Annotated in this window: 20 protein-coding genes and 2 pseudogenes; 9 read left to right on the top strand and 13 right to left on the bottom strand. The window is 60.3% G+C overall.

The window, feature by feature from the left end:
- Positions 1-214: 214 nt before the first annotated feature.
- The 5 genes and pseudogenes from HMPREF2914_RS07430 to HMPREF2914_RS32615 all read right to left on the bottom strand — a co-directional run bounded on the left by HMPREF2914_RS07430 (position 215) and on the right by HMPREF2914_RS32615 (position 3210).
- Positions 215-955: an SDR family NAD(P)-dependent oxidoreductase gene (locus tag HMPREF2914_RS07430; protein ID WP_003117250.1), complete on the bottom strand. Its 741-nt coding sequence runs from the start codon at positions 953-955 to the stop codon at positions 215-217.
- Between the two features lie 301 nt (positions 956-1256).
- Complete coding sequence (locus HMPREF2914_RS31300) at positions 1257-2138, bottom strand: aminoglycoside phosphotransferase family protein (protein WP_071537896.1); 882 nt, start codon at positions 2136-2138, stop codon at positions 1257-1259.
- 79 nt (positions 2139-2217) lie between these two features.
- Positions 2218-2328, bottom strand: a complete 111-nt coding sequence (locus HMPREF2914_RS32940; RefSeq protein ID WP_231274119.1) for a helix-turn-helix domain-containing protein — start codon at positions 2326-2328, stop codon at positions 2218-2220.
- 99 nt (positions 2329-2427) lie between these two features.
- Positions 2428-2677 (bottom strand): annotated as a pseudogene (locus HMPREF2914_RS32935) (recombinase family protein); the annotation flags it as partial.
- Positions 2678-2982: 305 nt separating this feature from the next.
- The gene (locus tag HMPREF2914_RS32615; protein ID WP_161936035.1) at positions 2983-3210 is read right to left on the bottom strand and encodes a hypothetical protein; all 228 of its coding nucleotides are present in this window, start codon (positions 3208-3210) and stop codon (positions 2983-2985) included.
- On the opposite strand from HMPREF2914_RS32615, the gene HMPREF2914_RS07425 reads away from it, so the two are divergent.
- Positions 3145-4239 carry an MBL fold metallo-hydrolase gene (locus HMPREF2914_RS07425; RefSeq protein ID WP_196676853.1) on the top strand — a complete coding sequence of 365 codons (1095 nt, stop codon included), beginning with the start codon at positions 3145-3147 and terminating at the stop codon, positions 4237-4239. The two genes, HMPREF2914_RS32615 and HMPREF2914_RS07425, sit on opposite strands and share 66 nt — an antisense overlap.
- Positions 4240-4953: 714 nt before the next feature.
- Positions 4954-5496, top strand: a complete 543-nt coding sequence (locus HMPREF2914_RS07420) for a hypothetical protein (protein WP_003122765.1) — start codon at positions 4954-4956, stop codon at positions 5494-5496.
- Positions 5497-5518: 22 nt separating this feature from the next.
- On the opposite strand, the gene HMPREF2914_RS07415 is transcribed toward HMPREF2914_RS07420, so the two are convergent.
- Positions 5519-6718: a PucR family transcriptional regulator gene (locus HMPREF2914_RS07415; protein ID WP_023091811.1), complete on the bottom strand. Its 1200-nt coding sequence runs from the start codon at positions 6716-6718 to the stop codon at positions 5519-5521.
- A 234-nt stretch (positions 6719-6952) separates the two neighbouring features.
- On the opposite strand from HMPREF2914_RS07415, the pseudogene HMPREF2914_RS33130 reads away from it, so the two are divergent.
- Positions 6953-7096, top strand: a pseudogene (locus HMPREF2914_RS33130) (phytanoyl-CoA dioxygenase family protein); the annotation flags it as partial.
- A gap of 84 nt (positions 7097-7180) precedes the next feature.
- Here HMPREF2914_RS33130 and HMPREF2914_RS07405 read toward each other — a convergent pair.
- The 7 genes from HMPREF2914_RS07405 to HMPREF2914_RS07375 all read right to left on the bottom strand — a co-directional run bounded on the left by HMPREF2914_RS07405 (position 7181) and on the right by HMPREF2914_RS07375 (position 17289).
- On the bottom strand, positions 7181-8143 hold the full coding sequence (locus HMPREF2914_RS07405) for a WD40/YVTN/BNR-like repeat-containing protein (RefSeq protein ID WP_023091813.1): 963 nt from the start codon (positions 8141-8143) through the stop codon (positions 7181-7183).
- Positions 8144-8153: 10 nt separating this feature from the next.
- Positions 8154-10556 (bottom strand): efflux RND transporter permease subunit, encoded by a 2403-nt coding sequence (locus HMPREF2914_RS07400; RefSeq protein WP_023091814.1) that lies wholly within the window; start codon positions 10554-10556, stop codon positions 8154-8156.
- Positions 10557-10564: 8 nt separating this feature from the next.
- A complete protein-coding gene (locus HMPREF2914_RS07395) occupies positions 10565-12211 on the bottom strand; it encodes a DUF1302 domain-containing protein (protein WP_003089183.1) in 1647 nt (548 codons plus the stop codon).
- Positions 12212-12234: 23 nt separating this feature from the next.
- Entirely contained in the window at positions 12235-13659 is a 1425-nt protein-coding gene (locus HMPREF2914_RS07390) for a DUF1329 domain-containing protein (RefSeq protein ID WP_023091815.1), read from the bottom strand.
- A gap of 555 nt (positions 13660-14214) precedes the next feature.
- A complete protein-coding gene (locus HMPREF2914_RS07385) occupies positions 14215-14862 on the bottom strand; it encodes a hypothetical protein (protein WP_019485411.1) in 648 nt (215 codons plus the stop codon).
- 110 nt (positions 14863-14972) lie between these two features.
- A complete protein-coding gene (locus HMPREF2914_RS07380; RefSeq protein ID WP_023091817.1) occupies positions 14973-16340 on the bottom strand; it encodes an NAD(P)/FAD-dependent oxidoreductase in 1368 nt (455 codons plus the stop codon).
- A 61-nt stretch (positions 16341-16401) separates the two neighbouring features.
- Positions 16402-17289, bottom strand: coding sequence for a phytanoyl-CoA dioxygenase family protein (locus tag HMPREF2914_RS07375; RefSeq protein WP_023091818.1), 888 nt, complete (start codon positions 17287-17289; stop codon positions 16402-16404).
- A 448-nt stretch (positions 17290-17737) separates the two neighbouring features.
- Here HMPREF2914_RS07375 and HMPREF2914_RS07370 point away from each other — a divergent pair, with 448 nt between their 5' ends.
- The 6 genes from HMPREF2914_RS07370 to HMPREF2914_RS07345 all read left to right on the top strand — a co-directional run bounded on the left by HMPREF2914_RS07370 (position 17738) and on the right by HMPREF2914_RS07345 (position 25322).
- On the top strand, positions 17738-18319 hold the full coding sequence (locus tag HMPREF2914_RS07370) for a TetR/AcrR family transcriptional regulator (RefSeq protein WP_003089176.1): 582 nt from the start codon (positions 17738-17740) through the stop codon (positions 18317-18319).
- A gap of 365 nt (positions 18320-18684) precedes the next feature.
- Positions 18685-20211 carry a flavin-containing monooxygenase gene (locus HMPREF2914_RS07365; RefSeq protein ID WP_016253449.1) on the top strand — a complete coding sequence of 509 codons (1527 nt, stop codon included), beginning with the start codon at positions 18685-18687 and terminating at the stop codon, positions 20209-20211.
- Positions 20208-21083, top strand: coding sequence for an alpha/beta fold hydrolase (locus HMPREF2914_RS07360; protein ID WP_003089172.1), 876 nt, complete (start codon positions 20208-20210; stop codon positions 21081-21083). The genes HMPREF2914_RS07365 and HMPREF2914_RS07360 overlap by 4 nt, the downstream gene beginning before the upstream one ends.
- 234 nt (positions 21084-21317) lie before the next feature.
- Positions 21318-22475, top strand: coding sequence for an iron-containing alcohol dehydrogenase (locus tag HMPREF2914_RS07355; RefSeq protein ID WP_023091819.1), 1158 nt, complete (start codon positions 21318-21320; stop codon positions 22473-22475).
- A 12-nt stretch (positions 22476-22487) separates the two neighbouring features.
- A complete protein-coding gene (locus tag HMPREF2914_RS07350; protein WP_023091820.1) occupies positions 22488-23819 on the top strand; it encodes an APC family permease in 1332 nt (443 codons plus the stop codon).
- A gap of 78 nt (positions 23820-23897) precedes the next feature.
- Complete coding sequence (locus HMPREF2914_RS07345) at positions 23898-25322, top strand: gamma-aminobutyraldehyde dehydrogenase (protein WP_023091821.1); 1425 nt, start codon at positions 23898-23900, stop codon at positions 25320-25322.
- Positions 25323-25348 lie beyond the last annotated feature (26 nt).

The following is a 25348-nucleotide window of genomic DNA, read 5'->3' as shown; positions in this document are numbered from 1 at the left end:
GGAGGGTTCTCTAAGATGCGAGATGGTATCGACTAAATACAATATAGAGTCCGCCAAGCCTTCGCCCGCTGTCAAGCCGCCAGACCCTCCGGATGCGTCGATAGCCTCGGTGGGCGGGGGGCATCCAGGCCCCCTAGTTGAGCTGCCGTGGGGTCCCGACAGGAAACCGCAAAGGCGCCGGACGTCGCGATACGACGTCCGGCATCGGCGGCCCTCAGCGCAGTCCGTAGCCCTTGTCGACGATCAACTCCTGCCCGTAGAGCCCGGCGGATTTCGACGACAGCAGGAACATCACCACGTCGACGATTTCCCCGGGGCTGAGGAAGCTGCCGTCGACCAGGCGCTGGTTGATGCTCCGGGTGACAGACTCCGCCTGGGCATCGCTCAGGCCCAGTGACGCCCATATCGGGGTGGCGGTAGGGCCGGGGGAGACGAGGTTGATCCGCACGCCTTTTTCCGCCCATTCCACCGCCAGCGTCCTGGCCTGGGCGATCAGGGCCGCCTTGGAAGCGATGTAGGCGGCGAGCCCGGGGAAGGTCACTTGGCTGAGGAAGGTACCGATGAAGACTACGCTGGCCGGTTTGCTCGTTTGCCGGCTGAGCACGGAAAAGGTGTTCAGCGCCCCGGCGCCGTTGACCCGCCACTGCTGCTCGAACGCCAGGCTGTCCAGGCCGTCGGCGAGCTGGGCGATGCCGGCGTTGGGCACCAGGTAATCGACGGGGCCGATGGACGCGGCACGCGAAGCCAGGGCGTCCAGGTCCCGTTCGCGGGTGACGTCGCCCGCCAGCCAGTGCAGACGCTTGCCGGAGTGGGCGTGCAGGCTTTCCGGCGGTCCTTCGCGCCTTGCCATCGCCAGGACAGTCGCGCCGTGCCCGAGCAGCGTTTCGGTCAGTTTCAGGCCGATGCCGGAACTCGCGCCGGTGACGACGGCGAACCGGTCGTTGAATTCACTCATGGGAATCCCTCGTGGGGTGATGGAGATACGGGTCTTCGATAGGGATGGATCAACGCGAGAGCGACGGGGCAGGGATGAGGCGGATGCCCTGTACCTGCACCTGGTCGCCGGTGTCGAACCGGGCGTTGGGAGAGCGGAAGCGTTCGGTCGTGCCGTCCTCGTAGCGAACGGTGTAGGGGTCTGACGCTCAGTGGAACGAAAACTCACGTTAAGGGATTTGGTTATGCGATTATAAAAAAAGGATCTCTTTAAGATCCTTTTCACTCATTATTATCTTTCTTAAACCAGCGTAATTGCAAGGTTAATGGCTTGAAACATATTCAGCAAGAATGTTATCGAATGTCCGATGTGCTTGGTTTGCCTCAATAATATTTGTCTGAGCGGCATTTAGTATCACTATTAATGCTTTCCATAGAGCCCAGGAACGAGCACGTGCCCATGTGCTCGGATCAGGTAAAAGAGTATCATGGAATACCTGCCTACTTTCAGCATCGAATAATGTCCAGGCAATAACCAGGTCGCATGAAGGATCTCCGATACATAACTGACCAAAATCAATAACTGCATCCAGCCGATTATTATTAATTATCAGATTTCCTGCACTTATATCACCATGGACCCAAACTGGCTCTTTTGACCATGTTTGGGAACTGCCAGCTTCCCATATTTCTGTCACCAGATTTGAATTTATTTCATCGCTTAATATTCTGATGGCCTGTCTGGTTTCTGAATCGTATACATTAACAGAACCACCGCGATAAAAATTTTGAGGTCCTGCAACAGGTCCTCCTTTTGAGTCAACCGCCTGGAGCGAGGTAAGAAAATTTGCCAAATCTTTAGCGAGCACACAGAGGTCGACTCCTGGGAATGAAGCGACTGTTTTCCCTTCAATCCATCGATAAATGGACCACTTCCAGGGATAATTCTCGCCTGGCGTACCCATTCCTAAAGGAACAGGAATCTTATTAGGCAAAAATGGGGCCAGTTTCGGTAACCACTCCTGTTCTTTCTCCACTTGTCCTGCATAATGAGCTGCGCTTGGTAAGCGAACAAGCATATCATCTCCTAAATGGAAAGTCCGGTTATCCCATCCACTTGTTTCCACAGGACGTATGGTAAGATTAGCCCACTGAGGAAACTGGGCAGATATAAGTTTATAAACAAGTAATTGATTAATATCCATTGATTCATTTTTCCATTTGAAAATTAGCGAGAATATTTATGATAATTTTAAACAGCAGTTTTTAAGATAAGTAACAAAACTATTTAGTCGTATTAGCTTCTTCTATAATTTTATAAACGGTGGATCGGGCAATATTGAGTTGCCGGGCGATATTCGTTGCACCAGTCCCATTTTTGTGAAGAACCAGCACGCTATTTCTGTCAATGGTGCGCCTGCGCCCAAACCGGATACCTTTCGACTTCGCTTCCTGTCGGCCTTCATTCGTACGCTCCAGTATTCTCTGACGTTCAGCCTGAGCTACAGCCAACAGGATTGTTACCACCATTTTACCCATTTCACCATCGGTGCTGATCCCATCATCAATAAACCGGACAGCTACGCCCTGGGCATCAAACGTTTTTATCAGTTGGATCATAACTGCCGGATGCCTTATCAGTAAAGATGCGGTTTGCTTTCACTCCTGCCTCTTTAAGTGCTCGTATCTGGATATCCAGGGACTGCTGGCTGGTTGATACCCGTGCGTAACCAAAAAGTCGCATAAAAACGTACCTTAAATCGAATATCAGACAGTGGGTGTCTATTATGGCAAAAAAAACGATTTAATAGACAGCTTATGTCTGCCGTTTTATGATGTCTGATAATTTATAATATTTCGGACGGTTGCGGGATTGTTAATAAATGACCGTCAGGCAGGGAGGCCGATATGCCCGTAGATTTTCTGACCACTGAACAGACTGAAAGCTATGGCCGGTTCACTGGTGAACCGGATGAGCTTCAGCTGGATGACCGTATGTAGTCGGTTTGACTCTGCGCCGATGACAGTTTCGGGCGCTTCGGAATGGTCTCATCGATGACGCTCAACGATCGGGGCGAGCGGAGCATTCGACTGTTTGAGCAGGCCCGCACGATCGGGCAAGGACTCCCGAGGAATAGGCAATGACGAGGAGGGGAGGATGCCCAATAGTGACCGCGAACGAATGCCGGCGGCTGCGCTGCGGTTGTCGAAATGCCAGACAGGAATAATGACGCTTTGAAACTTCCCTCGATACGGCGAGCCGCCATCGGCGGACATCACGATTCTCCGCAATTGCGCCAGGGGCGTTTCCACAATCTCAGCCCCAGGCCGGCGGACATGCCGGCACCCGGTGCCCGGGGGCTCTGGAACGCGCTTTTCAACAAGCCGAGAAGCACCGTCCCGCGGCAGCCTTTACCCGTGCTCAGCCCGAGCCGTGCCGAACTCGATGCGACCGTCGATGGCAGTCTGTTCCGCCTGGGTCATTCGACCTTGCTGCTGAAACTGGCCGGTAGCTGGTGGCTGACCGACCCGGTATTTTCCGAGCGCGCCTCGCCGTTGCCGTTCGCTGGGCCGAAGCGTTTCCATGCGCCGCCGGTGGCATTGGCGGATCTTCCGCCGATCCGTGGGGTAATTCTTTCCCACGATCACTACGACCACCTGGACCGCGCCGCGATCAAGGCCCTGGTCCCGCTCGTCGAACTGTTCCTGGCGCCGCTCGGCGTAGGCGACCGCCTGCTGGCCTGGGGCGTACCGCCAGGCAAGGTGCGCCAACTGGACTGGTGGCAAGATATCGAGGCTGGCGGTTTGCGCCTGACCGCCACGCCGGCACAGCACTTCTCAGGCCGTGGGCTACATGATGGGAACCGTACGCTGTGGTGTTCCTGGGTGATCGAAAGCGCCGAACTGAAGCTGTTCTTCAGCGGAGACAGCGGTTACTTCGATGGTTTCGCCGAGATCGGCCGACGCTACGGACCGTTCGATCTGACCATGCTGGAAACCGGCGCCTACAACGAACATTGGCCCTACGTGCACATGCACCCGCAGCAGACCCTCCAGGCTCACCGGGATCTTGGCGGGCGCTGGCTGCTGCCGATCCACAACGGCACCTTCGACCTGGCCATGCATGCCTGGTACGAGCCGTTCGAACGGATACTCGAACTGGCCACCGAACACGGCGTACGGGTTTCCACGCCGATGATGGGCGAACGGATCGATCTGCAAGCACCGCATGCCGGCCGACGCTGGTGGCGCGAAGTGGTCGACAGCGAAACGCTGGTGCAGGGTTACGGCTGTTGCAGAAGCTAGGTCGGCGAGCGATCGCACGAGGGCTCCAGACGGAAGCCGCCATGGAGTCGCTTCGAAATGCGTGATGCTGCCCGAGGTCCTGTGAACCTTTATATTCGCATAATGTATATTATGTTAAATCTCATGTATCGTTTATCAGATCCTTGCTCTTTTGCGCTCCGTTCCCGCTTCCATGCTTGGTTTGAAGCCTTCAGTCGAGTCCCACACCTCGACGGCGCTGCCCAGGTTAAATCCCGGACAGATTTGGCAGCACCCGCACAAGACCTCTGCTACCTCCTTCGCACGGAGCCGATTGCAACAATGCGGTATCGCCGACACGGACCCGACATGAGCAAATGCCCGTCTGCACGCTGAATATCGCGCAGCCATGAAACTGCATCTGTACCGCGGCTCATTGGCCCCATGGCTGATTTTTTCACCCTGTGCCACGTACTCGCAGCCTGCCGGCTGCTCTGGCACTCCGTCTGGACAATGGATTGGCAATCAACAGTCGAATGGATAGATCGACGTTGAATGCATTGGGACGACGTCCGCTGTCTTGAGTCGAAACCGGAACATGACATGAAGATGAAATTGTAGGTATGTTCCATTGACGATGACGGCGCTGCTGCAGCAAGCGCCGTCCTGCATTGAATATTCAAAAAGTGCTCTGGCGGGACTCATCTTTCTATTCGAAGATGAAACGAGCAGGCAACCATAGCAGAAGGACGACGGATGTCACCTAGCCCCTCCCCCGACGAGCGTCGGCTTGTATTCGAAGCGCGCCGACTGACCATTGAAGCACTGGTGAAAATCTATCTTGAGCAGGTTTCTTCCTCAAGGAACCTGGTGACGGTCTACCTTCGCCTCATGTTCACGTTGTCACTCGGTGCCCTCGCCGGCGTGATAACTCTATATGGGACCATGCTTCGCTTTGGCACTTCGGCCAGTATCAGCATGATCACTCCCCTGGAGGTGGTTCTTGCTATCGCAGCGCTTGCGGCCCTGGTCACTTCGGCTCTGCTTTCCGCGCGGGCGCTCCAGAAAAGTGCATTCGATGTCGCTCCGCTCTTGCATAACCCATTTCCAAGCGCGGACTCGGTGATCGATTCAATATTCGATGCAGACGATATCGATGAGCGGCAAATACTCAGAAAGCTTTATTTCGCCCTGGACAAGACTGTCGAGCATCAGCCTCCTCTCAGGCTCAGCACTCGTCTGATCACCCTCTTCCTTATTGGCGGTCTTTTCCTGACCGGGGCATCCTTTTTACTGTGAAGAGCGCGTTCGGTCTTTATGGTTATTTATCATCATCGATCAGGGGAGTACTCCAGATCACCAGTTCAAGGGCCGCGGCGATCTGAATGCGATGATCGGCAAGCCGGACGGGCAACAGGTCCTGGGCACGCTCCAGCCGGCGCAGCAATGTGTTGCGATGCGTGCCCAGCGCTTCTGCGGTCTGGGTGACATTGCAGCCATTGGCCAGGAAGGCGTGCAGCGAGCGCTGAAGCACCGAAGGCTCCGTCGCCAGCCGCCCCAGGGTGCTCAAGACGAACTGCCTGGCCGCGCGGTCGTCCTGGGTCATCAGCGACACCATCCTCACCTGGTCGATGGTGGCAACGGCGGGTGCGCCCGCCAGGCGGCCCATCAGCCTTTGCGTCGTCAGGGCCTCCAGATGCGAGCGACGGAAGCCATTGACTCCCGTGCCCGGCGAGCCGATTGCTGCGCGAATCCCTGAAAACTGCAGTGCGATGCCTTGCAGCAGGTTCAGGTCCAGCGGTTTCGCCGCATGGCTCCAGACCCACAGGGTCGCGGGGCCGGCGAATACGATCAACGGCGCCGCCGTGCCCGTGAGTTGCGCCAGGGTACGCGCCACATCCTCCAGAAGGCGGATCTCGGCGTCCGGGCTTTCGCACCAGACCAGGCCGGCGTAGTGCTTCTGGAAAAGGCTGTAGCCCAGCCGCCTGCCGAATTGCTCCGTATCCACATCCCTGCCGTCGAGCAGCCGACTGACCAGGCTTCGTTTGTCGATCGGGTCGTCATGGGCCTGGGCGCTCTTTTCTTCCAGGATGATCTGGGTCACCACACGCATGTTGCTGTCGATGAATTCCGAGATGGACCGCGACGAGACCTCCAGGAACTCCTCGAGCACCCTGGGATCCTGCGTCAGGTTGAAGGCCATCTTCATCCATAGCTCCCAGGCGGTGTTCTGTGTCGACCTCGCGACATTCATCAGCAGCTCGGACAGCCCTCTGCGGGCGAGCTCCCTGGCCGTGTCCACCATGTCGGCCGAGACGTAGGGTTGCACCGGTTCTCCGGGGCGCTGCAGATTGGCGTTCGCCCAATGCAGCAACTCTGCGCGGTTGGCGCGCCGGCACGCCGCGAGGATGACCGGGTCCTCCAGCAGCTTGGCATCTTCCGGTGAAGAGAACAGCGCCTGATTGAGGCGCTCGACCCACTCCGGCGGCAGCGCCTGAGCGAGCTCGGCGCCTTTGCGCATGAGTTCACGAACGGCTTCCGATGGGCGTGGCCAGGAGGATGGCGTACTGGTCATGGGCGGTGCAAATCACTCAAAAATCACAGAGGAAATGGTGCAGTTCGTACCTTGGCGCAAGGTTGGGGGAAACCTAGCATGAACTCACTGCCTGAACAAAAAATACAAGGAGGCGCCGTGACGCTCCATGTTCTTTTTTTGGGGTTTAGCGCAGTGGCAAGCGGGCTTGTTCGCCGGTGCCCGTTGATCGTGCCGCTCGAACTGGTCAGAACGCTTGCTCCGCGCGTTCAGAAGATCCTCGGCTTCCGCTCCCAGTACCCCAATGGCAGCCCAGGCCTGTGGCAACATAACTACGCAGACCTGGCCGACTATCTCCAGCTCTAGAAGCCCTCCACGCTGGCCGGCCTGGCCCCGAAGGCGCCAGGCCCAACCGAGTCCCCGGACAAGCAAAGAGGCCGGTGAACACTTTCATTCCTGGCGGGGCATTACTCCGCGACGTGAAAACAGCAGCGGCGTGCCGTCGGCGTTGAACAGCGCCGCCGTCAGCGAGAGGCCGTCAGCCGACGGTGCTTCCTGGAAACTGTTTCCACCATCCCTGCTCCGTACCTTCAGTCCGTCAAGCCCGACCGCCAATACCCGCGCGCCAGCCACTGCTATGGATGTGACAGAGCCCTTGCCTTGCGTTGGCACTCTGCGAAAAGCCTTGCCATCGGCAGAGCCCTGCAACAGGGTGCCACGCTGACCACCCAGCAGCAGACGCCCATCGGCCAGCACCGCGCCAGACCACAGGGTGCCTTCATAGCCGGTATCCAGGTAACGCCAGTTCTTCCCCTGGTCGTCGGAGCGCAGCACCTGCCCATGCTCGGCCGTGGCGTACAGGCTGCCGTGGTTGTCGGCAAACAGCCCCATCAGGTTGAGGTCGGCCCGCTTGGCTCCTGGAGGCGCTTGCAACGGCTGCTCCGTCCATGTCTTGCCGCCATCCTCGGTGGTCAGCACCAACGACCAGAGGCCTACCGCAACGCCCTGCCGGGCATCGAAAAAGTGCACGGCGAACAGCGGCCGGTCTTCTTCGCTCGACAGGCGCTGGACCTGCCAGGATTCCCCGCCGTCGGCGGTGGACAGGATCGCGCCCCAGTGACCCACCGCCCAGCCGTGCCTGGCATCCACGAAGGACACACCCGTCAATGGCGTGGATAGTGGGACCGAGCGTGCCTGGCGCCACTGCCTGCCCTGGTCGTCGGACAACAACACGACACCGTGGTCGCCCACGGCAACCACCCGCTCTCCGGCCCAGCCGGCGGCCAGCATGGTGGCCTGCGTGGCATTGCCCGCCTGCACGGCCGGCATGGCCTGCAACGGCGCGGCCTGGAGAGACATCAGCGGCAATCCTGCTGCGAGCAAGGCCACGGTGAGTGAAACCCTGAACTTCATGTTTCTCTCCTCAGTGCACCAGCGCGCCGATCATGCGCACGGGACGTTTGCGCGGGAACGCCCGCTCCAGCCACACGGCGAAGGCCGGCAGTACGGTCATGGCCATGACCATGTTGACGATGAACATGAAGGCCAGCAGCTTGCCCATGTCGGCCTGGAACTTGAGCTCCGAGAAGGCCCAGGTGGCCACGCCAACGGCCAGGGTGATGGCGGTGAAAATGGTGGCGACGCCCACCTCGAGCAGCGCGTACTCCACCGCCTTGGTGATCGTCTGGCCATGGGCCAGGTGCAGTTGCAGGCGGTTGTAGATGTAGAAGGCGTAATCGACGCCAATGCCCACTGCCAGCACCATCACCGGCAAGGTGGCGATGGTCAGGCCGATCTGCAGCTCCTTCATGAACCAGTAGCCAATGAAGGTGCCGATGGTCAGCGGCAGGCAACATACCAGGACCGCCCGCAAGTCGCGATAGACCACGAACACCAGCAAGGCGATGGCGGCATAGACGTAAAGCAGCATGGGGGTCTCGCTCTTCTCCACCTCTTCGTTGATCGCTGCCAGGACGCCGGCGTTGCCGGAGGCGAGGCGGATCGAAATGCCTGACATCGGATACTCGCTGCGGAAGGCCTTGGCGGCGTCCACCACTCGGTTGATGGTCGTGGCCTTGTGATCGGCCAGGTACAGGTGCACGGCCGACATGCTGCAATCGATGCGCATCAGCCCGGGGGTTCGCGCAACCTCGGTGGCCAGCGCGGCGTAGTTCATCGGGTCGATGGGCACCGCCGCCATCTTCGGGTTGCCTTCGTTGTAGCCCTCGTTGAACTGACGCATGGTGGTGGAGAAGGACGCGACCGAGAGGACGCCGGGCACCCCCTGCATGGCCCACACGAAACGATCCTGGTACTGGCCCAGGGCGACATCCTCGCAGGCCACCTCGGAAGGAGCCTTGTCGACTTCGAACACCACGCTGAGCCAGTCCAGGCCAATGTCGTAGTTGCTGGCGATGGAGACCGCGTCGCGATTGAAGCGCGAGTCCTCGCGCAACTCCGGCGCACCCGCCTGCAGCGTGCCGACGACGCGGTCATGGCTTTGCCAGATCGCCGCCAGGAACACCGCCAAGGCTGCGCCGAGCACCCACTGCGCCTTGCGTGGCTCGGCGAGCCGGGCCAGGCCCCGCAGCCAACGGCTGCGACGCTGCCGGGAAACCTCCTGGGCGGCTGCGTACTTGTCGTCGACGCGCAGCAACGACGCCATCAACGGCAGCATCACCAGGTTGGTGACGATCTTGTAGGCCACGCCAAGCGAAGCCGTGATCGCCAGTTCCCGCACCATCGGGATCGGGATCAACAGCAGCGTCACGAAGGAAACCAGCGCGGTCACCAGCGCCAGCGTCCCGGGAACCAGCAACCCGGTGAAGCTCGAGCGTGCCGCCTCTTCGGCGCTCTTGCCGATGGCGATCTCGCGCACGATGAAGTTGATTTGCTGCACCCCATGGGAAACCCCGATGGCGAACACCAGGAAGGGCACCAGCACTGCCAGCGGATCGAGCCCGTAGCCCAACAGGCGCAAGCTGCCGAACTGCCAGACCAGCGAGGCCAGCGAACAGACCAACGCCAGCAAGGTGAAACGCAGCGAGTGGCAATACCAGTACACCGCCCCCGCCGTCAGCAGCAACGCCAACAAACAGAACTCCAGCACGGCTGAAGCTCCGTCGGCGATGTCGCCGATCTGCTTGGCGAAACCGATGATCTGGATTTCGAAATCGCCGTCTTCGAAGCGCTGGCGGATCTCTTTCTCCAGCCGATGGTTGAAGGTTACGTAGTCCAGATGGGCGCCCTGGCTATCGTACTCGTTGAGTTCCACCGTGATCATCGCGCTGCTCTGGTCCCGGGAAACCAGCGTACCGATGAAGCCGCCCTGGGCAGTGGAATTGGCGATCTTCGCGATGATCCGGTCATCCAGGTGCTCGGGAGAAACCGTTCCGGGTACCAGCGGATCAGCACGAAAACCTTCCTCGGTGATTTCGTTGACGAAGGCGTTGGGCGTCCACAGGGAGCGCACGCTGCTGCGCGATACTCCGGGGAGGAAGGTCACCGCCTGGGTGACGTCATACAGCCGCTTCAGGCCCGGGGCGCTCCAGATATCGCCCTCTCGGGCCTTGACCACGATGGTCAGTCGGTTCGCCCCCAGCAGGTCATTGCGGTAGGCCTCGAATGTCTCGATGTATTCGTGGCCTACCGGCAATTGCTTTTCGAAGCCGGCATCCATGCGCAGCTGTACGGCGAACCAGCCCATGATCAGCGTGAATACCGCCAGGCTCGCCAGCACCAGCCGGCGATGCCTGAACAACACACCTTCGACATATGACAACAGGCCACGTGTCGGGGCCTCAGGTAGCTTTACAGAACCGTTCAAGGCAAGCCTCACAAGGTGCGGGAGATCGCGATGCCGACATAATCGCGGTCACGATAAAGCTGGTCGTAGGGCGTCTCACCGCCCATGAACTTCGCGTAGTTGAGGGAAATCTGCCAACTGGCCGGGTTCCGCACGAAGTTCAGGTACAGGTTCATGCTGCTCGCGTCCTCGGTGAAGGTTGCGCTGAGGTTCGGTGTCCGTCCTCCCAGCGACCGTGCATAGAAGACGCCCGGCGTGACCTGCCAGCCCGGCAACAAGGTGCCGTCATAGGTCAGGCTGAAGTCCAGGTTGATCCCTGAAGAGGTCTTGTCGCCACGGGACTTCGGCGCTCTGGCAGGATCCAGCTGCCAGGCATTGAGCCCCGCGGCGAGCGGTTCGCCATTGACCTCGTCATGCAGCCCCGGGTACTTGATGACCACCAGTTCGGTCAGCAAGCTGCCCGTGCTGGCCCCGCTGAAATCCAGAAGCGTCGGGGAATTGGACGGCGTGAAGCTGTACAGGCCGGTCAGGTGCCACTGGAATTTCTTCTCGTCCTTCCAGCATTTGCCGCCGTTGCCGGTACACAGGTCGATGACCGGGTTGAGCATGACCGAGTCCTTCGGCCGGTACGACAGCTCCGTACCGACGGCCCAGTCACCGATCGGCATGTTGGCACTGATGCCGTACATCATCCGGTCTTCCTGGTACTCCCAGGTCGGTGCCGCCGCGAAGGTGTTCGGGTCGAGAATGGCGACACGCAACGATGGCAACTTGTCGTGATAACGCATCACGTAGAAGCCATAGGCGACGTCGCTGTCCTCCGGCTGCCAGCGCAGCGAAAGGCCCCACTGGCCGCTGTCACGGGCGTCCTTTTCGGAGAATCCATAGTCCCCCCTGCCCTCACCCAGCGCGTTGGTGGTGGACCAGTAGCTGCCCACCGGCGGCAATTCGCTCTTGTTCCAGCGGAATTGATAGTAGGCCTCGACGTTGACACCCGAACCCAGGCCCGACGCGACACTGAGCATCGGCGCCGGCAGCACGGCCTCCTTGAGCTGCACGCCGGGGCGCGCCAAGGCCTGGTAATCGTAGGCGTTGGTATTGTTGATGCCACCGGCCACGAACAGGCTTTCGCCCCAGTTGATCACCTGGTTGCCCAGGCGTGCGCGGACCCGCTGCCCGCCCACGTCGAAGCCTTTGCTCACCCACAGGTCCAGCAGGCGGGCCTTGAACGCGAGGTCGTCGCGGGCGTCGTCGCTCAGCCCGTTGCTGCCGACGCTCTCCGGGGTGTTGAACGACAGCGTGCCGGTGGTATCGGTGGCAGCGAAGTCGCGGATCCAGGTGCCGCGCGCCATGAAGGTGATGTCCTCGGGCATCTTCAGCAACAGCTCATGGGTGCCCTTGAGGTAGTTGGTGAACATGTCGCCGCGGTCGTAGTTCAGGTCGCCCTGGTCGGCCACGCCGGAGCTCTGCGCCAGGCAGCCGGAGGGCGCGTTGTGCCCGGTCGGTCCCTGGTTGATCAGGTTGCAGCCCCGTGACTCGGTACGCAGACCCATGCCTGCGGTGATCGTGGAGTCGAAGGAGCCATTGAGGGTTTCGGTTTCGAACGTGAATCCCATTGCCAGTGGGGTTGTGCACGCGATGACAAGGCCTGAGGCTTTCGTAATTATTTTTTTCATGCTGGCTCTCGATCTGACGTCGGTTAGCGCTCGCTGATGGCTCGCAGATTGTCGGAGGTGAAGAAGTCACGCTTCAGGCGGGGGGAGCCGTTGTCTTCGGTGAGCCAGCGAATATCGTTCTTGCCCGCACCGATCGAGGTCATGTCGAAGAGGTAGCGGCCATCCGCCAGGTTGTACTGGACCTGGGCCTGGACGTCGCAGGCGCCTGTCTCGTACACGGGAATCGAGAACCCTTCGCGCACTTTCCAGATCTGCCCTTGCTTGTCGTAGTCCACCGCCAGCAACGGGTTCCAGCTGTCCTCGTCGATGTAGAACATGCGTTTCGGCGCCTGATGGCGCATGCCTTGACGGACATTGGCCTCGACGACCCAGACCCGATGCAGCTCATAGCGACGCGACTGCGGCGCGATCGAGTCGTTGCCGGCAAACGTCTCCACCTTGGCGCCAGTGTCGTAGGCACCGAAATCGTTGTAAGGCACCAGCAACTCCTGTTTGCCGATCAGCTTCCAGTCGAAACGGTCCATGGTGCCGAAGAAGACGTTCGCCTCGTCGACGGTGTACTGGTTATCCAGGCCGATCTGTGGCGCATCGTAGGAGTACGACGGCATTCGCCGCACGCGGCGCTGGCCGGGGAAGTAGTAGAAGGTCGTGGCCTGTTCGCCGGCCACGGCAGTCTGTACCGCGGACTGGCCGGCCAGAGCAGCCGGCTCGAGGTAGTTGAAGAAGGTCGCATTCTCCAGGCGGCCAACTGACGAGAAGAGCGCACTCCCCTTTTTCCCCCAGGGCGTGAAGAAGAAGGTATCTGTCGACTGACGTAACCATTCCCCCCCTTTGCGTGGAGAAATTCCGGAAATGGTCCGGGGAATTTCGACGCCAACGCCGCGGTAGCGCATCTTCATGTTCCACATCACCTCGGCACCGGTACTCGGCATGGGGAACGGGATGCCCGGAACGTGAGCCTCGTCCAGAGCGAGGCCGGCAGCATCGAGCTTGGCGAAACCAACGTTCTGCCGGGTGTTCTCGACCACGAAGTCCGGAGCGCTACAGGTCCGACGGGTCGGATACACATCCATGCGATAGCCGGGAACCCTCTTGAACAGCTCGACCTGTCCGGGGGACAGCTTGCTCGAGTGTTGCGCGAGATTGTTCGCGTCGATGCTGTAGAGCGGCTTGTCGCCCTTGAACTTCCAGTGCTCTCCTCGCACCTGGCCGTAGCTCCATCCCTCGTCCTGCTGTCCAGGCTGCGTCCAGGCAGGAATATCCCCGCTTGCACTCGCTGCGATCTCCCCGCCCAAGGGGGTCAGTTTCGACCCCAGCGCCTCGGGGACCTGGGGCGCAGCCTGGACCGAACAGAGCACGGTCGATACCGCGAGGGTCATGAACAACTGCTGCTGGAAAACACGACGGGTGGGCGCTTCACCTTCCAGCCGTTCAGTTACATCTTTCATTGGATGGCTCCTCACACAGGGCATGGACCGGTTGCTCGACCTCCCAAGGGGAAGAAGTCGGCTCCTGTCGATAATGATCATTTGACCTGATCAATTGACCATGTCGGACGATCATGAGGCAAACCATATGCCAGTTCTCTTTCATGTTTTTTTAATTGTTATAAATCAGGCGGTTATGGAAAAAGTTCTGTTCCAGGCCCAGTGCCCTGTGCACCACCTTGGGAAGTAAAGAAACATGTGTTACCTGGAGATGCTTGGTAACAGGGCACAAGAGAGCTTGAGGGGAACTTTCGTAGATATCGGCTCGGGCATTTTCAATTGTCGTTTCGCCTCGAGTCAGAGGGAGCGATCGGATATGACCGGTCATGAATCGAGCAACTTTATCCGACAATGCACGCTCCGCGGCGGAGCGGGACTATAGCGGATGTAATGCCTGCAAAAAAAAACCGCCCCGAAGGGCGGTAAAAGGCAGGGCCAGGGCCTGCCATGGAGTTACAGCAGAACAGTTCTGCCAGGTTGTCGGATCAGAAAGAAAAACTTGTCGCGCCGTATTGTTTAGCGTGGACGAGGAAACGCTTGGCCGTATACCTTGTTCGAACGCTCCAGCGCACCATAGGCATAGTACAACTGCACCATGGAATAGGACCAAGCCAGGAAGGCCATGGTCATGAAGACCATCTTCGTGTCGTCTCCCGGAATCGGGAAGAAGTCATACCTGAGCGCTACTACCAGGCCCGCCAGCCCGCCAACGATGGTGGCCAGAGTATGGAGGGCTTCGCCTGCACGGGCCAGTTGCAAGGTGAAGTAGCAAAGATACAAGGTATAGGCTGACCACATGAATACATAGAAATAAGGGAGGAATCCCGCGATGATTCCAGACAGGAAATAGACGCCGGTAGCGGCAAAGCCAGCTACAAAAATGAGAATGTCCTTGGCGGGCGACGGTTTGTAATCGTGGGTAACTGCCATTAGCCCGAGCGTAGCGATAACTGGCACTCCCACCCCTCGCGAAAAGGCGTCGAGAAAGATCGCGATGTTGTAGTTGGCTTGCCAGCCGGTGGCTATGAATGTAGTGAAGTTCGATGCCGAGATACCTACGATCAAGAACTCCAGACCAAGCAAATAGTTTTTCCGCCTGATGAATGCAGCGCCATAAAACAATCCGGAAATCACCAGGAGAATACATGAGAGCAGAGCGAACAAGTCTCTCGGTTCCACGTTAACTGCCCCTTCAGATAGAGTTGTATCGATGCCTTGTGTCTAATCGGTGCAAGGGAGTACGGGCATATCCCCATTAACTCCCCGCATCGTTATCAGCCATTCAAGGCTTTGTCTTTGCGCACTTTCTTGTCGGTCCATGCATCCAGTAGCCTGGCGGCCGCAAAGGCCGACTTTATGGCGCACCATTGAAGTGGCTCGGGTAGCATGGATGGCGTCTTGTGTTCCAGCGCCGCTAGCAGCGGAGGCTCTCCACCGCCGATTCGCTCGGCGAAAAGCGCGCCCATGAGCGATTGAGTGGCAAGGCCATGCCCTGAACATCCCGCCGTATAGAAGATGTTCTGCCTGGCCCCTGTCACCCCGACCACGGGGAGGAAGTCGTAGGCCCCGCTGATATACCCGCTCCAGCAATGCCGAATGGCAAGGCCCTGCAAGGAAGGAAAACGCTCGCGCAATACTCGCGACAACGCGGCGTAGGCGGCGTGGTCCGGAATATTGGGTGTCTTCGAGCCGTAGGCATAACCCAATTGCTTCACGGTCAGCAGCAGGGTGTCATGGGCCGTCAGGCGATGACTTTCCATGGTGTAGTGCGGCGTAATGAGGCCTTCACGCTCTTGCCAACCCAGGGACGCCAGTTGCTCCGCCGATAGTGGCTGGGTTTCGATTGCCGAAACCCGGATCGGTGCAACCTTGTTGCGTAGCACTCCCAGCTGAGGCGTGTAGGCGTTGGTCGCCAGAACCATTACAGGGGCGGTGGCGATACCCTGGGCCGTATTGCAGGTAATCACCTGTCCTTCACAGTAGGAAAGCACCGGCGTGCGTTCGTACAATTTCACGCCAGCCTTGATTGCCGCACGACGCAGGCCGTTGACGTACTTTCCCGGATTCAAGGTGCCGCCACGCTGCTCGCTGCCAAACAGGAATGCGGGCGGTATGCCTCGCGCGCGCATCTCGGCGCTATCCACGAAGCGAGTGACAGAGCCCAGCGCGTGGCCAAGCTCCATGTTCGCTCGCAGTCGCTTTTCCTGGCTGGGATGGACGGCGGCCCGGATGATTCCCGAGGGCGTGTAATCGCAATCGATGTCCAGCGCAGCCAAACGCTCTTCCACATAAGTGACGGCCTCGTCATAGAAACCGACGAACTTACGTGCCTGCTCAAGCCCCACTCGCTTGACGAAAACCTCGCATTCTATGCCCATGCTGCCGAGCAGATAGCCGGCATTGCGCCCGCTGGCCCCGAAGCCTGCGAACTGCTGTTCCAGAACGATGACGTTCGCTCCACGCGCCCTTAGTTCCAGCGCCGTTGACAGGCCGGCGAACCCGGCGCCGACCACGACTACGTCTGCGTGCTCGTGGCCTGTCAGCGCCGGCTGCAGGTCGTCTGGCTGCTCCACCCATCCGCCAAGGCTGCGGAATCTCATGGGTTCGGCATTGTTGCGTGCCGCTCCGTTGAAGGCATTCATTCACATCACTCCCGGGTTGCCGGACGTTGTTCCTCTCATGGGCCGATCCATGGCAGTGCCGCTAGAACCCCTTCCCCGCCTCGGAAAAGGAGGGCATGCCCAGCAGCTCTTGCGGGTCACGCATCTGACCATCGATCTCCACCCATCCCAGTAGCGTGGAACTGGCACTCCACCCCAGCAGACGCTGCATTTGCGCGGGGAGTTGCCGAACGCGCTCGACGGGTATGGAAAGGAAGTGGTTTTCTTCCAGGCGCAGGAAGGCCAGGTCGTAGGCCATGGTCAGGCCTGTGCGAGGAGCGTCGGATCTGTTGGCGCCACCGCCGTGATATACCGATCCCAACCAGAGAAGCGCAGTGCCTGCCTTCATTTCCGCGCCGATGGTTTCTTCCTGGGTGGGCATCCGTTCGTCATCCCATTGATGACTGCCAGGAATGACCCGCGTCGCGCCGTTCTCTTCGGTGAAGTCGGTAATCGCCAGCATGAGCTGCAAGCGAGCCTCGCGACCATACTGCGGATGCCGCCAGAGCGAAGTGGCATCGTCGCGATGCAGGGGTTGAAGACCTTGTCCAGGCCCGATCTGTATGGCCTGGGTCATGCTCAGTTGGATATCGGGCGTGATCTCGACCCGATCGTTCCCTACCCAGACATGGGTGGGAGTCTGCAATACCTGCTTTGCCGTCTCGAGGAACAGGGGGTTCAGTGCCACTTCCACGGCGGAGTCGCTTTTCGCCAGGATCCGCGCGGTACGTCGAGTCTGGGTGCCGGCGAAGTAAGGGTCCATGCCGCAGGGGGTAACGCCCAGATAGCTGTCCAGGTCCTCGGTAAGAGACTTCAAGGTTTCTTCCGAGACGAAGTTGGAAATAGCGACAGCGCCATCACGCCTGATGATTTCCACTACCTGCTCGATCGGGCTGTCGCAGCTGACTGTCGTCAATCTTCGCGTACTCATCTGATGCCTACCTGTGTGGTGTTGTCATTGTTCTGCAGGGCCTCCGCAATCAGCCTCAGCCCATGAGCGTTCACTCTCATGCGGTCAGACCGCCCTCTCCTTGCGCCTGGCGCGGAAAGGAGGTTTGATCATACGACATGATCATGTGATCAAGTCAAACGATTAATAATTCTGCGTGGCATCTCGGCGCTCAGGAAAGGCCTGCCGAATCAAGATGCGGCTCTACGCGGGTTCGCGCTGGCGATAGCGGATTGCCCAGGCTCGATCCTGTTCCGCTTCGGCTACGCATCGCCGGCGGTCGGAGCGAAACATCTGAAGAGACAAAGGGTCGCTGCCTTGGTCTTCAGGCGTGTCGACTCATGGATTGGAGAACGGCCATGCGTTAGCATTCGTCCCGGTCGACAGCGGACCAGTCGCCTGGCGGCAACACCGAAGAAGGAGAAGCTGAATGGCTCGAGTGGGCGCCGAAGTGCGCAGGCAAGACTTTATTGAGGCCGCCGTGAAGGTGATCGCGGAATATGGTGTGGCGAATGCCACTACCCGTCGCATCGCGGCCGCGGCGAATTCTCCATTGGCCTCCCTGCACTATGTCTTCCACACCAAGGACGAATTGTTCGACGCGGTCTATGAATCCCTGATAGACACGCCACAGCAGTCCTTGCTGCACGTTACGGCGGGAGCCACGGCGGCAGACTCGGTAGCAGAGATATTGCGCCAGTTGGTCGGGTGGTTCACCACGCATCCGCAACTGGCGACTACGCAGTTCGAGCTGTTTTTCTGGAATCTGCGTAACAACCCCGCGATGGCGAGCAAGATCTACACCGACTCCATCGAAGCGACGAAGCAGGCCATCGAACAGGTCGCTGGCTCGGTGCTGGACCAGGAAGCGCTGGGCACTGTCAGTCGCTTGCTCATCAACCTGTTCGATGGCTTGCTTCTCGCCTGGTCCGCCCATGGTGACCAGGAGCGGCTGAATGCCGAGACCGAAGCCGCCTGCCAGGCTGTGAAGCTGTTGGTGGCCAGCTTCTGATCTTTTCGAAGGCGCATCTCTAGAGAGGGGCATGGTGACACGGTTCGCCGTGCCCCTGCTCTTCGGGCCTCTTGCCAGTGCAGGTGCGACGCCTCTTCTAGCTCTCCTCTCCCCGCCTCCAGCGGAATCCTGGGCGGCCACCTCGCCCGGTCTCCTCCTCGTAATCCTGCAAGCTGACTGTGCGCTTCTCGTCCATGGATCAGGCCTTCCGCCATGGCCTGGTGTGGCGCCTAGGTGCAAATAAACCCAAACCGATGGAAACCTGGTGCATTTCGCACCTTGTACCAGCAACTCGCTCGCGTCTATTCTGGTCAAACGATCAAGTCAAAAGATCAAGTCTCTATAACACAACAATAGGAGGCGACATGTCCTCTCACACTGCTCTTCCAATTGAGCCGCTCGATGTTCTGATCATAGGAGCCGGTGTGTCTGGCATCGGCGCTGCGGCTTACCTTCGACGTCACCAACCGAACAAGGTGTTTGCGATTCTCGAGTCCCGGGAGCGAATGGGCGGCACCTGGGACCTGTTCCGCTATCCCGGCATACGCTCCGACTCCGACCTGTACACCTTCGGCTTCGACTTCAAGCCTTGGACCAAGGCGAAATCTCTGGCGGATGCCGCCGACATTCTCGAATACCTGCGAGAAGCCGTCGCTGAATACCAGTTGGACCCCTTCATCCAGTACCGGCAGAAAGTGGTCTCGGCGAATTGGCAGAGCGACAAAGGGCTGTGGGCAGTATGCGTCGAGGACGGCCACACGGCAGAAACCCGCACCATCGAATGCCGCTGGCTGTTCAGCGCAGGCGGTTACTACCGTTATGACCAAGGCTTCAGCCCACGCTTCGAGGGCGCGGAGCAGTTCAAGGGGCAAATCATCCACCCGCAACACTGGCCCGAGCGCTTGGACTATCGGGGCAAGCATGTGGTGGTCATCGGCAGCGGCGCAACGGCGGTGACCCTGATTCCCGCCATGGCCGACGAGGTCGCCAGCATCACCATGTTGCAGCGGACGCCCTCCTATATCGTCAACCAGCCCGCCAACGATTCCGTTGCCGCTTTTCTTCGCAAGATTCTGCCGGCGCAAACCGCCTACTCACTGACGCGCTACAAGAATGCCAAGATCACCCTGGTCTTCTGGCGATTCTGCCAGCGCTTCCCCGGGCTCGCCCGCAAGCTGCTCATATGGCTGACCCGTAGAGAATTACCGAAGGGCTATCCGGTCGACGTTCATTTCAACCCGCCCTACAAGCCCTGGGACCAACGCTTGTGCTCGGTTCCCGAAGGCGATCTTTTCAAGGCCATCAGTGCAGGTAAAGCCTCGGTCGTTACCGACCATATCGAGCGCTTTACCGAGTCCGGTGTCTTGCTCAAGTCCGGCACGGAACTGAAGGCCGATATCATCATCACGGCCACCGGTCTGAACGTGCAGTTATTCGGCGGTATCGCCCTGCACAAGGATGGCGAGCCGGTAGTGTTGAGCCAGACGCTGGCGTACAAGGGCACGATGCTTTCCGGCGTACCCAACTTTGCCTTTGCGGTGGGCTATACCAACTCATCCTGGACGCTGAAAGTGTGCCTGCTGTGTGACCACTTCTGTCGCTTGCTGGGCTTCATGGACAGCCAGGGCCATAACGTCTGCGAGCCGAAGGCGCCGGATGGTGTCGAAACCCGTCCCCTGCTGGATTTCGGGGCCGGATATGTCCAGCGGGCATTGGATAGCATGCCGCGCCAGGGGCCTCGCGAGCCCTGGGTGATGTCGATGGATTACTTCCGTGACATCAAGCTTTTGCGCCGAGGGAAGGTCGCCGACGAATGCCTCCGGTTCAGCACGGTGCCTGACGCCTACCTGCACAGAAGCGTGGCGCTTCAGACTCAGGGCGGCGGGCGATGACTGCGGATCGGTTCTGCGAGCTACCGGGCAAGCGTAGCCTCTGCTATCGCAGCCACGGTCCGGAAACCGCGCCTGCGGTCATCCTCATCGTCGGCCTGGGGCTGCAATTGATCTATTGGCCTGAAGCGCTCATCGCCGGTCTGGTCGAGCGGGGCCTGCGCGTGATCACGCTGGACAACCGTGACTCGGGCAGGTCTTTCTTCACCGAGGTTACCCCGCCCACGACCCTGCAACAGTTCTTCCGTAAACCGACTGCGGGGTATGACCTGGGCGACATGGCCGACGATGTGATCGGCCTCATGGATGGCCTGCGCCTGGGTGCGGCGCACGTCGTAGGGATGTCGATGGGCGGCATGATCGCCCAGACACTTGCCGCTCGTTATCCGCAGCGAGTCATGAGCCTGGCGTCCATCTTCTCGACGACAGGATCGCTGCGAGTAGGCCAGCCAGCGTTCAAGACCATCTTGCAGCTTCTCCGGCGCCCTCCCCGGAACCAGCAGGAGAGCGTTCGCGACTATGTGGAGATCATGCGTTCCGTCGGTACGACGCTGGAATGGGACGAGCAGGCCCATCGCGACTACGCCATGCAAGCCTGGGAACGAGGCGGCGGGGAAGCGAGCAACCTCGGGATGGCGAGGCAGATCGGCGCCATCATCAACTCGGGCGACCGAACGCAGGAACTCCAGCGAATTCGCTGCAACACGCTGGTCATCCATGCTGAGAAAGACCTCATGGTCGCCACCAGCGGAGGCTTCGCCACGGCGGCGGCCATTCCCAGGGCACGCTTGGTGCTGTTGCCGGGAATGGGGCATGACTTCCCCGCCTGCCTGACAGGAACGCTGCTCTCCCTGCTCGCAGGCCAAATGCATTAGGACGGAACATCCCTTCAGGGGCGGGTGGGTGGGTGCCGCCCCTCTTTTTACACCTCGGGACTTGCATGGGGCTTTTCGAAGTTCGTGCTTATCCAGGCCCACATAAGACAAAAAGGTTCCCGGTTGATTCTCGACCGCAGAGCCATGCATCACACGCCGGAGCCGTTGGTTCGCCCTGCGCGTGAATTCCTCCACTGCCGTTCAACAACGACAAAAATCGAGCAAGAGGTACGTATGGAATTCAAGTTCTTACTCCCCGCCAAAGTCGTGATGGGACCCGGCCTGCGTGAGCGCACCGGCGAATACCTGCGGGAACTCGGCATGGCGCATGTGCTGATCGTGACGGACGCCGGGGTAAAGGCCGTAGGCCTGTTGAATGGCGTGTATGCCAGCCTGAATGAGTGGGAGATCGCGTTCGACGAGATATCGGACGTCAAGGCAAACCCTCGCAGCGAAGACATCAACCAGGCGGCGCAGCTGTATCGCGGCAAAGGTATCCAAGGCCTGCTGGCCATCGGCGGCGGCAGCGCGATGGACGCGGCCAAGGCGATCAGCCTGCTGCTGACCCACGAGGGTCGGATCGAAGACTACGAGGGCACTTTCACCCTCAGGCACGCCATCCCACCTATCGTCGCCATCCCGACCACCGCCGGAACCGGCAGCGAAGTGACCTGTTTCTCGGTGATCACCGATACCGCCCGGCATTTCAAGATGAGCGTCCAGGATTACCGGGTGGGCCCCGTTCTGGCATTGCTCGACTCCCGCATTCTCGACACGCTGCCTGCATCGATTGCCGCCGCAACCGGCATGGATGCTCTCACCCACGCCATCGAAGCCTACACCTGCCGCGTGTCGAATCCGATCAGCGACGGGCTGGCGCTGCATGCCATCCGCCTGATCAGCCAATACCTCAGGCCCGCCGTACTGGAGCCGGGCAACCTGCATGCACGCGAGCAAATGCTGGTGGCCAGCCTGATCGCCGGCATGGCCTTCGGTAACGCGGACGTCGGCAGCGTGCACTGCATTTCCGAAGCCATCGGTGGCATGTACGACACGCCACACGGCGTGGGCAACGCGATCTTCCTGCCCTTCGTGTTCGGCCATAACCGCGACGCCGACATCACCCGCCACGCGCAGGTCGCCTATGCATTGGGTATCGACCCCAACCTCTCGCCGGCCGAGGCCGCCGAGGCCGCCGTTGGCTACCTGTTCCAGATGAGCAAGGACCTGGGCATCCCCCGCTTCGCCGAGGTGAAAGGCGTGCGCGAGGAAGACTTCCTGAGCATCGCCGAAAAGTCGAAGAAGAATTTCTCCGACGGCAGCAATGCCAAGCAAATGACGGTGGAAACCTACCGTGAAATCGTCGCCGCCGCTTACCACTACGTAGCGTGAAGGAGGCCCGTCATGAGCGAATCAATCGCCGGCGCTTCATTGAAGCGCACGCTGGGTCCGTTTTCCGTTCTGCTGTTCGGTCTGGCGTTCCTCGCTCCGTTGATCGTGTTCGGCACCTATGGCGTGATCACGCAGGCCAGCGGCAACACCACGGCGATGGCCTACCTGATCGCGGCAATCGGCGTGGTGTTCACGGCCTTGAGCTATGGCCGGCTGGTCAGGGTGTTCCCGGTCGCCGGTTCGGCCTACACCTATACCCGCAAGATGCTGAGCGCGAACCTCGGCTTCATGGTGGGCTGGGCCGCCCTGCTCGATTACTTCTTCATCCCGATGCTGATCTGGCTGCTCGGCGCCAGCTACCTCAACATGGCCTTTCCAGAGGTGCCGCAATGGGTGTGGATCATCGGCTTCATCGTCTCCACCTCGCTGCTTAATATCCTGGGCATCCAGGTCGCCAACCGCTTCAACGTGCTGTTGATGGTCGCGCAACTGGCCATCATCGTCGTGTTCATCAGCCTGTGCGTGCACTACATCGTCGCGGCCAACGGCCCTGGCGGGCTGCTGTCGGCCAAGCCGTTCTTCAACCCGGACGTGTCCTTCGCCACCAGCATGGCCGGCGCCGCCATTGCCGCGTACTCGTTCCTGGGCTTCGACGCGCTGTCCACGCTCAGCGAGGAGACCCGCGACCCGGGCCGGACACTGCCGCGCGCGATCCTGCTGGTCGCATTGATCGGCGGCTCGGTCTACGTCGGCTCGTCGTACTTCATGTACCTGGCGCACCCCTCCCCCGCCTTCGAGCATGTGGACGGCGCCGCCTTCGAGATCGCCCGCATGATCGGCGGCGACCTGTTCTTCGCCGTGGTCCTGGCGGGGATCATCATCGCCCACTTCGCCGCAGGCATGTCGTTCCAGGCCAGCGTGGGCCGGCTGCTGTACGCCCTGGGGCGGGACAACCAACTGCCGCGCAAGCTGTTCGGTGCCCTGCATCCTCGCTACAAGACCCCGGCCTTCAACATTCTGCTCTGCGGCATTTTCGGCTGCGCGGGTTTTGCCCTGACGATCGCCACCGCGACGTCCCTGGTCAATTTCGGCGCGTTTCTCGCCTTCAGCGCAGTCAACCTTTGCGCGTTGCGGCTCTCCTTCGATACCCGCCTCGGAGACGGGGCGGGCTTGTTGCGCGGGGTGCTCTGCCCGCTCGTTGGCCTGGTCACGGCCGGGTGGATGCTGGTCAGCCTGGATAAAGAGGCGCTGATCATGGGCTGTAGCTGGCTGGGCCTGGGGGCGGTCTATCTCGCTTGCCGGACCAGCTTCTTCCGCAACCCGGTGCCCGACGCGCTGGCGTAGCGACCACCCTTCTATCGAACGCTCTGACAACAACCACAAGGCCGGCTTCGAGCCTGCCCTTCAATGGCGAGAATCGATATGCAAACCAAACTTCTGATCAATGGTGCCCTGGTGGCCGGCGAAGGCGAGAGCCACGCGGTGTACAACCCGTCCCAGGGCAACGTCCTGGTGCGAATTACCGAGGCCAGCGGCCCCCAGGTCCATGCCGCGGTGCAGAGCGCGGATGCGGCCTTCGACGCCTGGTCGCAAACGCCGCCCAAGGATCGCGCGACCCTGCTGCTCAAGCTCGCCGAGCGCATCGATGCCCAGGCGCACGTGTTCGCTCGCCTGGAGGCGGACAACTGCGGCAAGCCTTTCAACGCCGTGCTGCTGGACGAACTGCCCGCCGTGTCGGACGTGTTCCGTTTCTTTGCCGGCGCCGTGCGCTGCCTGCAGGGCTCAGCGGCGGGAGAGTACGTCGCGGGGCATACCTCGATGATCCGCCGCGACGCGGTGGGCGTGGTCGCCTCCATCGCGCCGTGGAACTATCCGTTGTTGATGGCAGCGTGGAAACTCGGCCCGGCATTGGCCGGCGGCAACACCGTGGTGCTGAAACCGTCGGAGCACACGCCGCTGAGTACCTTGAAACTGGGCGAGCTGCTTGCCGAGATCTTTCCCGCCGGCGTGGTCAACATCGTCCACGGTCGAGGTGCCTCGGTGGGTGAGCCGCTGACCAGCCATGCCCAGGTGCGCATGGTGTCGCTGACCGGCTCCGTGCGCACCGGCAGCCGGATCATCGAAGGTACGGCCGAGAGCGTGAAACGCATGCACATGGAGTTGGGGGGCAAGGCTCCTGTACTGATCTTCGACGATGCCGACATCGACGCCGCCGTCGAAGGCATCCGCGCCTTCGGCTTCTACAACGCCGGCCAGGACTGTACCGCCGCGTGCCGCCTCTATGTGCAGAAAGGGGTCTACCAGGAGTTCGTTCGCAAGCTCGGCGAGGCCGTATCCAGCATCCGGTGCGGGCTGCCGGACGATCCGGCGACCGAGATGGGACCGCTGATCACCAAGGAGCATCTGGAGCGTGTCGAGGGGTTCGTGAACCGGGCCAGGGAGTTGCCGCACATCGAAGTGGTCACCGGCGGCAAGCGCGCCGAGGGTGCCGGCTTCTTCTTCGAGCCGACGGTCCTGGCCGGCGCTACGCAGGAGGATGAGGTGGTGCGCCGCGAGATCTTCGGCCCGGTGGTGACCGTCTCGTCGTTCGAGGATGAAGCCCAGGCGCTGGCTTGGGCGAACGACTCCGATTACGGCCTGGCGTCTTCGGTATGGACCGCCGATGTGGGGCGCGCTCATCGCCTGGCCGCCCGCCTGCAATACGGCTGCACCTGGGTCAACACCCACTTCATGCTGGTCAGCGAAATGCCCCACGGCGGGGTCAAGCTGTCCGGCTACGGCAAGGACCTGTCGATGTACGGCCTGGAAGACTACACCGTGGTGCGCCACGTGATGTTCAAGCACTGACCGCCCACACCCCGGACTACCCAGAT

The sequence above is a fragment of the Pseudomonas sp. HMSC067G02 genome (genome assembly GCF_001813485.1).
GTDB classification, from domain to species: domain Bacteria; phylum Pseudomonadota; class Gammaproteobacteria; order Pseudomonadales; family Pseudomonadaceae; genus Pseudomonas; species Pseudomonas aeruginosa.
Note: the sequence above shows the minus strand (reverse complement) of the source record. Positions and strands in the feature narration are given on the sequence as shown.

What these genes read in the sequence shown, in the direction of transcription:
- HMPREF2914_RS07360 (WP_003089172.1), top strand. Translation starts at nt 20,208, where the DNA reads ATGACTGCGGATCGGTTCTGCGAGCTACCGGGCAAGCGTAGCCTCTGC.
- HMPREF2914_RS07355 (WP_023091819.1), top strand. Translation starts at nt 21,318, where the DNA reads ATGGAATTCAAGTTCTTACTCCCCGCCAAAGTCGTGATGGGACCCGGC.
- HMPREF2914_RS07420 (WP_003122765.1), top strand. Translation starts at nt 4,954, where the DNA reads ATGTCACCTAGCCCCTCCCCCGACGAGCGTCGGCTTGTATTCGAAGCG.
- HMPREF2914_RS07380 (WP_023091817.1), bottom strand. Translation starts at nt 16,340, where the DNA reads ATGAATGCCTTCAACGGAGCGGCACGCAACAATGCCGAACCCATGAGA.
- HMPREF2914_RS32615 (WP_161936035.1), bottom strand. Translation starts at nt 3,210, where the DNA reads ATGTCCGCCGATGGCGGCTCGCCGTATCGAGGGAAGTTTCAAAGCGTC.
- HMPREF2914_RS07390 (WP_023091815.1), bottom strand. Translation starts at nt 13,659, where the DNA reads ATGAAAGATGTAACTGAACGGCTGGAAGGTGAAGCGCCCACCCGTCGT.
- HMPREF2914_RS07425 (WP_196676853.1), top strand. Translation starts at nt 3,145, where the DNA reads ATGCCAGACAGGAATAATGACGCTTTGAAACTTCCCTCGATACGGCGA.
- HMPREF2914_RS07405 (WP_023091813.1), bottom strand. Translation starts at nt 8,143, where the DNA reads ATGAAGTTCAGGGTTTCACTCACCGTGGCCTTGCTCGCAGCAGGATTG.
- HMPREF2914_RS07370 (WP_003089176.1), top strand. Translation starts at nt 17,738, where the DNA reads ATGGCTCGAGTGGGCGCCGAAGTGCGCAGGCAAGACTTTATTGAGGCC.
- HMPREF2914_RS07365 (WP_016253449.1), top strand. Translation starts at nt 18,685, where the DNA reads ATGTCCTCTCACACTGCTCTTCCAATTGAGCCGCTCGATGTTCTGATC.
- HMPREF2914_RS07350 (WP_023091820.1), top strand. Translation starts at nt 22,488, where the DNA reads ATGAGCGAATCAATCGCCGGCGCTTCATTGAAGCGCACGCTGGGTCCG.
- HMPREF2914_RS31300 (WP_071537896.1), bottom strand. Translation starts at nt 2,138, where the DNA reads ATGGATATTAATCAATTACTTGTTTATAAACTTATATCTGCCCAGTTT.
- HMPREF2914_RS07375 (WP_023091818.1), bottom strand. Translation starts at nt 17,289, where the DNA reads ATGAGTACGCGAAGATTGACGACAGTCAGCTGCGACAGCCCGATCGAG.
- HMPREF2914_RS07395 (WP_003089183.1), bottom strand. Translation starts at nt 12,211, where the DNA reads ATGAAAAAAATAATTACGAAAGCCTCAGGCCTTGTCATCGCGTGCACA.
- HMPREF2914_RS07430 (WP_003117250.1), bottom strand. Translation starts at nt 955, where the DNA reads ATGAGTGAATTCAACGACCGGTTCGCCGTCGTCACCGGCGCGAGTTCC.
- HMPREF2914_RS07415 (WP_023091811.1), bottom strand. Translation starts at nt 6,718, where the DNA reads ATGCGCAAAGGCGCCGAGCTCGCTCAGGCGCTGCCGCCGGAGTGGGTC.
- HMPREF2914_RS07345 (WP_023091821.1), top strand. Translation starts at nt 23,898, where the DNA reads ATGCAAACCAAACTTCTGATCAATGGTGCCCTGGTGGCCGGCGAAGGC.